Annotated in this window: 9 protein-coding genes and 1 tRNA gene; 9 read left to right on the top strand and 1 reads right to left on the bottom strand. The window is 54.3% G+C overall.

Going from position 1 to position 8,797, the window contains the following annotated elements; translation table 11 throughout:
- Positions 1-481: 481 nt before the first annotated feature.
- Positions 482-1,201, bottom strand: a complete 720-nt coding sequence (locus tag DW796_RS10060) for an AbiH family protein (protein ID WP_118095212.1) — start codon at positions 1,199-1,201, stop codon at positions 482-484.
- A 338-nt stretch (positions 1,202-1,539) separates the two neighbouring features.
- On the opposite strand from DW796_RS10060, the gene DW796_RS10055 reads away from it, so the two are divergent.
- From DW796_RS10055 to DW796_RS10005, 9 genes are all read left to right on the top strand, one after another.
- Entirely contained in the window at positions 1,540-2,673 is a 1,134-nt protein-coding gene (locus DW796_RS10055; protein WP_147351034.1) for a hypothetical protein, read from the top strand.
- 399 nt (positions 2,674-3,072) lie between these two features.
- Positions 3,073-4,320, top strand: a complete 1,248-nt coding sequence (locus DW796_RS10050) for an ATP/GTP-binding protein (RefSeq protein WP_199579855.1) — start codon at positions 3,073-3,075, stop codon at positions 4,318-4,320.
- Positions 4,301-4,975: an RloB family protein gene (locus DW796_RS10045; protein WP_118095206.1), complete on the top strand. Its 675-nt coding sequence runs from the start codon at positions 4,301-4,303 to the stop codon at positions 4,973-4,975. The genes DW796_RS10050 and DW796_RS10045 overlap by 20 nt, the downstream gene beginning before the upstream one ends.
- A 384-nt stretch (positions 4,976-5,359) precedes the next feature.
- On the top strand, positions 5,360-5,629 hold the full coding sequence (locus DW796_RS10035) for a nucleotidyltransferase family protein (RefSeq protein WP_118095202.1): 270 nt from the start codon (positions 5,360-5,362) through the stop codon (positions 5,627-5,629).
- A 213-nt stretch (positions 5,630-5,842) separates the two neighbouring features.
- Positions 5,843-6,061, top strand: a complete 219-nt coding sequence (locus DW796_RS10030; RefSeq protein ID WP_118095200.1) for a hypothetical protein — start codon at positions 5,843-5,845, stop codon at positions 6,059-6,061.
- Between the two features lie 160 nt (positions 6,062-6,221).
- Positions 6,222-6,890 (top strand): DUF3990 domain-containing protein, encoded by a 669-nt coding sequence (locus DW796_RS10025; protein ID WP_117767075.1) that lies wholly within the window; start codon positions 6,222-6,224, stop codon positions 6,888-6,890.
- Complete coding sequence (locus DW796_RS10020; protein WP_118095198.1) at positions 6,871-7,560, top strand: helix-turn-helix domain-containing protein; 690 nt, start codon at positions 6,871-6,873, stop codon at positions 7,558-7,560. The genes DW796_RS10025 and DW796_RS10020 overlap by 20 nt, the downstream gene beginning before the upstream one ends.
- 205 nt (positions 7,561-7,765) lie before the next feature.
- The gene (locus DW796_RS10010) at positions 7,766-8,269 is read left to right on the top strand and encodes a Fic family protein (RefSeq protein WP_158567727.1); all 504 of its coding nucleotides are present in this window, start codon (positions 7,766-7,768) and stop codon (positions 8,267-8,269) included.
- Positions 8,270-8,509: 240 nt separating this feature from the next.
- A tRNA-Val gene (locus DW796_RS10005) sits at positions 8,510-8,584 on the top strand.
- Positions 8,585-8,797: the final 213 nt, after the last annotated feature.

Here is an 8,797-nt window from a genome sequence, read left to right as displayed (position 1 = left end):
GGGCCGTGTTCCGCTATGCGGTTGTCAATTTGCGAAAGAAATTATGCGTCACCTTACCACCTCAGGGAGCCGAATCTGGATTAGGTGTTAAAGCAAATATATATTGGAAGGTAAGACTGATATATTCTCGTCAACGTCTTTAATGAGCAACCTTTGCTCTAGAAGAAGTTTATGCATGAGATTCTTTCCATGGTCTTTATTGTCGAGTGTGCTTCCATACTCATACAGAAGATGCGATATGCGTGAGTACAGATCTTCTCGAATTGCCTGCTCATCAACTGTTTTATCTGACTTGTTTGGATATTTTTTGTATAGAAATACAAGCTTAGTAACTCCACCGTATAGATTGACGGTGTCAAAAATCGATTGGAAGTAGGAATAGTCAGCCCGAGAAAGCGAGTGTCCGAATATCTTGATGAAACGGGTATTGCTGTCGCAGAGTTTTGCAGTTTCGCTTTCGTATGGCACTAATGACATAAGCCTATAGCCTATATGTTTTTGTAAACGGCACCGCCGGATGGTCTTCAGCGACGTCTTTTCCGTCAATGCCAAATATTGTGTCCGTTTTGTCCAGTGAGCCATGAATATTCCGGGCAGCAACAATTCCCAGCTGCTGATCTTCCGATTTTAATGGGGTTGTATAGTTAAAGTTTAAGATAGATGTTTCATAGTTCTTTTGCTGGGCCTTATTAATGCAGGCATTGCGAATGGCTGCATAATACTCCACAGCCTTTTCCCTGTATTTATTGTTATTATCGACTTGTTTTTCTAGATAGCTCGCAAAGATGTGCTCGTAATCTTTTAGTGAGGTTAGAAGGAAATGGGTGAGCTCATCCTGGGAAACGTTTTCCTTACCCAGACTAGTTGAAACGTAATTGTATACGGCGTTATCTAGATGTTCAGAACGATTTGGTTTTGACGGATCAATTGTCCACACCAGTTGCTCATACATGTGGTTCAATCTTGAACCCAAGTCGTCATCATGGAACACATACGCTGAAATAAGGCTTTCTATATTACACCACAATGGGTCGTTTTCACCGATTTCAGAAAGAATGACATCCCAGACATTTCTTTCGTCCTTAGGGATCGATTCAATTGAGCATGCTGCGTTCATCCTATTGCGATAAAAATCTGAGAACTTTGACTTCAGTCCGCAGGTCAAGTCGAATCCATTTCCAAGAATTATTAGTTGGTGCATTATTTAAATCCTTCAATCGTAGTGAACTCCGTGAATAGCTTCTCAACTATTTACCCGATTACTAAGGTGTTGCTACAACGGTATCCAACTTGCGAGGACACGACATGGGGCGTCATTGAGGAAAGGTTTTGGTAACTTGATATTGTCAATTTCCCTGTGCTGCTAATTTTGGAATCAGCGGTCGGCATATTTGCCTAACGTGAATCTTCCTTTCACCGACTGGCAAAACGATTTACACCTAATTTCTGGTGATGCTCACGGGTATTTCCTTTGTTTGTGCTTTGATCTCGCTACACTAATAACCGCTGCTACCAGGTAGTTTTCTGGTGCAGTTTCCATTGGCTCTTGCGAAGATCGGAGCGGTTATGTTTGCTGCCGCGTTCCACACTAGCCGTCACTACATCCTGTTTACTGCCATGGCCTGCCTATGCGTTTTGCTGGGCGGGCCTTCTTATGCCGCGGGCGCGGACAGCCTGTTCATTGCGGGCGCCATGTACTACGAGCCGGGCGCGTCGGGCCCCGGGTGGGCCTGGACCGATGCCGACCACCTGGAGCTTAACGGCTACACGGGCGAGGCCATCGGCGCCGACGACGACCTGGTGGTGACGCTGACCGGGCAGAACACCGTTGTCGAGACGAGCGCGCCCGACGTGGACATCTCGCGTTGCGGCATGGAGGTGTGGGGCGATCTGACGCTCCGCAGGACCGGGTCGCTGGTGGCCACGGGCTCGCAGTGCGGGATCTACGTGTCGGGGACGCTCGCGGTGGACGGCTGCAAGGTTGACGCGCGGGCCGACGGCGCCGGCATCGCGGACGCGCGGGTGGCCGGCGTGATCGCGGACGGTCTTGCCGTTCGCGGCGGTGGGCGCGTTGTCGTCGCGGGCGCGGGCTCCGGGGCGGGCGTGCGCGCCTATGGCGTGTGTCTGCTGGACGGGGTTGCTGGCGGTGGCACGGCTGGGCAGCTTGCCGTCGATGCGTCCTGGCTGGATGCGTCGGGCGCCGACGGCGGCGTCGCCTGCCTGGGCGGGTCGCTTGCATCCGCGCGCTTTGTGGCGCCTGCGGGCGGGGCCTTTGGCGCAGGCGGCGTGGTGGATGCCGACGGGTCCGTGGCAGCGCATGTAGCGATCGAGCCCGAGAGGGAAACCTTGCCAGCGGGGGAGAGCGGTGCGCATGACGTTCCGGGTGATGGTATCCGTGAGTCTAGTACCGGCGCTGATCCTGCTGTCGAGCAGCCCGGGGCCACGCCAGCAGCAGGTCCCGCGGTAAAGCCCTCGGCTATTGCGACCAAGACAAAAACGACGACCGTGACAACGGTCAAGACCACGACGTCCGCGCCTTCGGTGCCTAAGGCCACGGCCGCAATCGCGAGCCTGCCCACGCTCCCCAAGACTGTCGACAACAACTGGACTGTGCTTTCCTCGCTTCTTTTCCTGTTGGGAACGGTATTCCTCGTCACCGCACGTCTCTGCTGAGACATTCATTTTTCGGAAGTGCGGGGAAAAATCGAAACTCGTCGACCACAACCCGTTTCTGCCATCAAAACCGCATGTCGCGAAGGTACAAAACTGGGCATGCTCGGCAGTTCTCGGATTTTCCACGCACTTCCGGAATTATGTCCCATTGGAGGCTCAAGAACGAGCGTGGACTGCTATTGCGAGCAATGCCACATGTTAAGTAAGGAAGCTAATTTCATTCTGCATATAGCTCGCAAAATGATTACCAATTGTTTGCTTAGGATCTATAATGTTTAGAGGGAAATGTAATTTCTACAAAACGGAGTTTCCATGCTTCTTGAATTCAGTATAGAGAACTACAAGTCGTTCGCGGATAGGGCCACTTTCTCAATGGAGGCGGCCCCTAAGCAGAAGGGGTTGGACTACAGCCTCCACGTACAAAAGGTCGGCAGGAAGGCCTATAAGGGTCTCTCGTCCGCAGTCGTCTACGGCCCCAACGCAGCGGGTAAAACGGCGATAATCGGAGCTCTGGACACGTTGAAGCACATCGTGCTTCGCGGCAACGTTCGCGATGCCGAGACCATGACGTCCCCCGACCGCGCGGCGTTCGACCTGTCGTTCATCCCCAACAGTGGCCTCGCCGACCCCAAGCCCGTGTCCTTCGGAATCCGCTTCTTCGAGGGAGGGGACCTGTTCGAGTATGACCTGAAGGTAGACCTGGGTGCCTTTATGGACTTGTCGTACGACAGGGCGATCGTGCGCGAGTCGCTGCTGGTGAACGAGAAGGTCGTTTTTGACCGATACTTGGAGACAGTTAACCTCGGCGATTTGGACTCTGGAATGCTTGCAGAACAGCTTTCCGACGCGTTTCGGGAGAACAAAGCGGCTGCGATTAAATTCATATCTGGCTTCAGCCGAGACGAGCTGTTCCTGACCAACGGCTTCAGGCAGATTGTCAGCCCCAGGCTCAGCGCGCGCGTCACCGGGTGGTTCGACCGTGGGCTCACTGTCGTGTACCGTGCCGACAGACTAAAAACGGTGCAGGGGGCGGGGCTCCCGGACAAGGCCGTCTACATCAACGAGACGATTAACGCCGCCGCCAAAGAGTTCGGCGTCAGCTCCAATGCGCTGGGCTTTGTGGTGCCTGAGGGCGAGAGCACGCCCAGGCTTAGCTCGATCTTTGCCGACGCCGAGGGCAACCTGGTGCGCGCGGTGCCCGCTGAGGACTACGAGTCTTATGGAACGGTGCGTTTTGTCAACTTGTTCCCGCTGGTTGCACAAGCCATCGCAACGGGAGGAACGTTGGTGGTGGACGAGTTCGATGCGTCCATCCATCCCATGGCGCTCATGAGCATTGTGAACGTGTTCCATAATGACGACATTAACAGGCACGGCGCCCAGCTGGTCTTCAACACCCACAACCCGGTGTTCCTCAACGGCAATGTGTTTCGCCGTGATGAGATCAAATTCGTGGAGCGCGATCGAGAGACGGGCGGCAGCACCTGCTATGCGCTGTCCGACTTCGGCACCTCGGGGCCGTCCGGCGTGCGTAAAGGGGACGACTACATGAAGAACTACTTTATAAGCCGCTACGGTGCCATCGAGGACATCGACTTTTCCCCAGTGTTCGAGGAGCTGATGGGGGATGACGCCGATGGCAAGTAGGAGGCAGGCGGACAAGTACTGGTTCTCCGTGGAGGGCGAGACCGAGAAGTGGTACCTTGAGTGGCTCCGTGACGTCGTCAACGCCGACCCGCGGGCGACGAGGAGGGTTGCCTTCGACGTTAAGGTCGAGAAGAACCCGCTCAAGCGTGCGAAGAGTCTAAACGTCGTTGGGAAGGCCGATGTCTGGCATGTCTTTGACCTGGAGGACGAGAGCGAACTGCACGTAAGGCAGACCCAGGACACGCTTAAGCGAATGCGCGACGCGGGCAAGCTCGGCCGCGGCGTCAAGTACATGAACGCGTACTCGAACTTCACTTTTGAACTGTGGATCCTGCTGCACAAGCTCGACATGCGCGCCCCGCTCAACCACAGGACTGGGTACCTGAGGCTCGTGAACAGGGAGTTCGGCGAGAGCTATCAGGACCTCGATGAGTACAAGCACGAGGACAACTTCAAGAGAGCGCTCGGACAGCTAACGATTGATGACGTCGTGGCGGCGGTCGCACGTGCCAAGAGGATAGCGGAGGCCAACGAGGCTGACGGACACCGCTTCGCCGAGCACTGCACGTATCGCTACTGCCTGGACAACCCCGCGACGGATCTTTGGATAGCGGTCGAGAAGGTACTTAAGGGCGCCGGTATTATCGGTAAGTAGAATTAAGGCATGGTTCCGCTTGCCGACATGTCTACGCCGTTTCCCGCATACTGCTCCGCTGCGATGTCCGCGAGGCATATCTGTTTGTCTCTTTCGTATCGATCGCTTTGATGCCCCTTGTTGGCGCTTTTCCTGCTGGGAATAGGGCTTTTGGTGTTGAACGCCGCTACTGAAACGCCCAAACTTCGAAAGTGCGGGGAAAAATCGGAATCTACCGACCACAACCCGTTTTCTGTCAACAAAACCGCAGGTCGCGCCGGGGTAATTCCGGTGTCTGGTCGGCAAATCTCGATTTTACCCTCACTTCCGAAATCGCCGCCCATTAAAGGCCAATCAACGAGCGGCGATTGTCTCCCGCACCAGTCAGCCGGTAAAATTCTGTCCATGATTACGCTTACCGACATATCCTCTGTCGTCTGTCACGTGCTGCCCCGCTACGACGTCCGCGAAGCATATCTGTTTGGTTCGTTTACTCGCCGCGAGCAAACGTCCGATAGCGATATCGATTTGCGACTCGTTTGCGGCCACACCATGACGTTCGGCGCGTTATATGAGCTCTCCCTTGAGCTCGAGGAGGAACTCGGTCGAAAGGTTGATATCGTCACCAACCCACCCGACAACATGCGTCCCGCCTTCCGCAAAAACATCGAGTAGGATGAGGTGCGCCTCTATCAAGCGGCGTAAACGGGACAGGGTCTACCTAGCCCGCATTGGGGAGTGGGACTCCGATGAGCGCTGGGAAGGGGCAGCGTAGCTGCCGTATGTCCTTAGGCACACCCTTACAGATTGGCACCGCTTAGATACCCTGCCGGGCCTGGGGCCCTACAATAGGCGTAGGATACTTTGCACGTCGAACGAGGTGGTTGTATGACGGCAAATCAAGCATTTGCGGTTTCCGGCAGGGAAGAGCGCCCGGTCGACTTTGGATTTGACCACTCCGACTGTTTCTTACCTGCGGTTAAATGGTTCAACTTCGAAGGTTTTTCTGCCGACGATCTTAGCTTTTTAACAGAGTCCGTCAGGGCAAACGCCCCATTTATCTTTGAGCTCGCCGAACGCCAAAAAGCCGGACCGGCGGTGGCATAATGCCTGAATTTTGCCGCATGCTTCCGAATTTGGCGAGTCTTAGAAGCCAGTATTGAACTCAAACTCGGTTCCATACACTTTCTTGCTCTTTGAATATAAGTATCGCCCTAGCGATAGCGTGCTATACTATCGCTAGGGCGATACCTATTAGGAGACTCACGTGGAACTGTGGCATGGTTCTCAGAAGATCATTGAGACTCCCCAGATTGGCCTGGGGAAAGTCCATAACGACTATGGACAGGGATTCTATTGCACAGAGAGCCTCAACCTTGCAAGGGAATGGGCATGCTCTAGGGACGCAGACGGCTTTGCAAATCGATATGAACTCGACATGGCCGATCTCAAGGTACTCGACCTGCTATCGCCGCAATATTCAGTTCTGCATTGGATAGCGTTGCTTGTAGAGCATCGTTCATTCCGAAAGGACACCGCCGTCGCTGTGGGGGCATGCGAATACCTTCGCGATCATTTTTTGCCAGATGCTAACGCTTACGATGTGATTAGAGGATGGCGTGCGGATGACTCGTACTTCAGCTATGCCAGGGCGTTTGTAAACAATACGATCACCATTGACCAGCTCGGTCGAGCTATGAGGCTCGGTAACCCTGGAGAACAGATTGTGCTCAAAAGCGAGCGCGCGTTTAAGAGCATTCGTTTTGCTGGATTTGAGCGTGCGCCACAAGCTCTATATGGCCCATTGGCCAAGGATCGAGATGAGTTGGCAAGGGCGCAGTATCGGGAATTGCTTACCGAAAACCCGTTTGAGGGAATTCGTATCGTCGATATCGTTCGAGAGGGGATGACAGAAAATGACCCACGCCTACAGTGACATGTATCTCGAGGATGCCATGAGAACGCTGGGCGAGGCAGTCGATTTCGCCCTCTGCGACCAAGGGCTGAGTCCTGTCGAACTAACGACAATCCTATTGAATTCTCTCGAGATGAGGCAATTCGAGCGTGGTGTGGCGCGCGTTGTCTGCGGCATGTCGGGTGACGAACTTGCGCGTGAAATAATTGCCAGTGCAGGACTGAAACCCGCAGAATGTAGGGAGAGCTATCCGCTTGATCGTTCCTCGCAATACTGGGCGGGCTGGGTTTTGGCTTATTCGCAATGGGCGAGCAGCTTGAACTTTAACGAGCTCTTTGAAGTCGCCCCGCTTGATTGGATTATCGGTTCGTATTCCCCGCTTCACGAGGCGTCGGAAGATACATTCGCAGAGATTGTCATCGATAAATGGAACAAAGCCCAGGCAGACAAAAAGGGCCTCAAAGCGGCACGAAAGGCGGCCGGCCTAACGCAAAAACAGCTGGCCGCCCAATCGGGGGTTAAACTTCGCGCTATACAGCTCTACGAACAGAATCAGCTGGATTTACGCCGCGCCTCGGTCTCTTCGGCATTGGCGCTCGCAAACACCCTAAGCTGCGCCATCGAAGACCTCGTCTGGCAACCGATCGCCCTGGAGTACGACTCGCGGGCTATTCCGTCCGAAAGGCTATAGAGGAGGCAGACATGCCTTGGAACTACGTTCAACAAGATGACGGAGTTGATTGCGTTGCTCAAGAAGATCATTCATCTGCGCTCGAGGTAAATTCAGCATCTCCGAATTTGCTCGACGGCGTCACGCCAATCGACGAAGCTATTCGGCAGACCATAGCGGGCATGCCCAACGCGCTCAGGCTCTTGGAGAACTCATGATGGCGGCTATGCAGCGGAGCGCTCATCCGTTCGCGCCGCTCGTGCTCGATGATACCGGTTCGCTCGAAGCTATGGCCGCGGCCGCGATGCGCCTACACAGCACGCTGATGACGGTCGGGCGCTGCTATACAACCGACGCCACAGGCGACCGGGCCGCGCTTGAGCTTGGACGCGTCGAGTCCGTACTTGCGGGTGCGTTCTGTACAGTATTCGGTCAATCGCCGGCCGATCGCTTCGCAGACATCTTTGACCAGGTCACCTACGTGGCAGAGCACATGGTCAAGGACCACATCTTTGAGGACGGTAACAAACGTACCAGCCTTATCTACGCATTGTCCGTCTTAAGGTTCGCAGGCACTCCGGTCGTGCTGTCCGACAGCCCCGAGCCCAAAGACAACCAGTACTACGCCTGGATCCAGGACCTCGTATCCGGAAGCCGTACGACCAGCGGGCTCGCCGAGGAGCTGCGCCGCGGTTGCATTGCGGGCATAGGCGACCCGTCGCACGTATAGAATCAAAGCATCTGCACGCCGGTTATTGAATTGATTGGACACCACATGGAGATCCCCAGCGCCCCGTGCAGCCGCCCCGAGACCTCGTGGATCAAGCGATAAAGGGTGGTTGAGCTGCTGGTTTGCTGGGCGCCTTGTTTGTGATGGAACGGCATGTGCCCACGAATTTAAAATCGAGGGCAAAAAGTTGTTGGTAAACCACGCGAGGCTATGATAGTATCTCTTTTGCCGAAAGGCGACGGGCGATTGGCTCAGGGGTAGAGCATATCCTTCACACGGATGGGGTCACAAGTTCGAATCTTGTATCGCCCACCATCTAAAGCGCAGGTCAGAGGTGTTAAGCTTCTGGCCTTTTTCTTTTTGACACCAAGGGTGACACCAAAACTGACACCAAAAAAATAATCGTAGTCGTCTAAGGCGTCATTTTTTTCGCAACCTTTTTTGCTGACGTCATTGCACGTTTTGCATAAAACGCATGCGTAATTTCAGGTTGATTTTCAATCTCAACGCAACAGCCTGAACGGGCCC

It is taken from the genome of Collinsella sp. AM31-2AC (assembly GCF_003469285.1).
GTDB lineage: Bacteria > Actinomycetota > Coriobacteriia > Coriobacteriales > Coriobacteriaceae > Collinsella > Collinsella aerofaciens_AT.
This window is presented reverse-complemented; position numbering and strand designations above follow the sequence as displayed.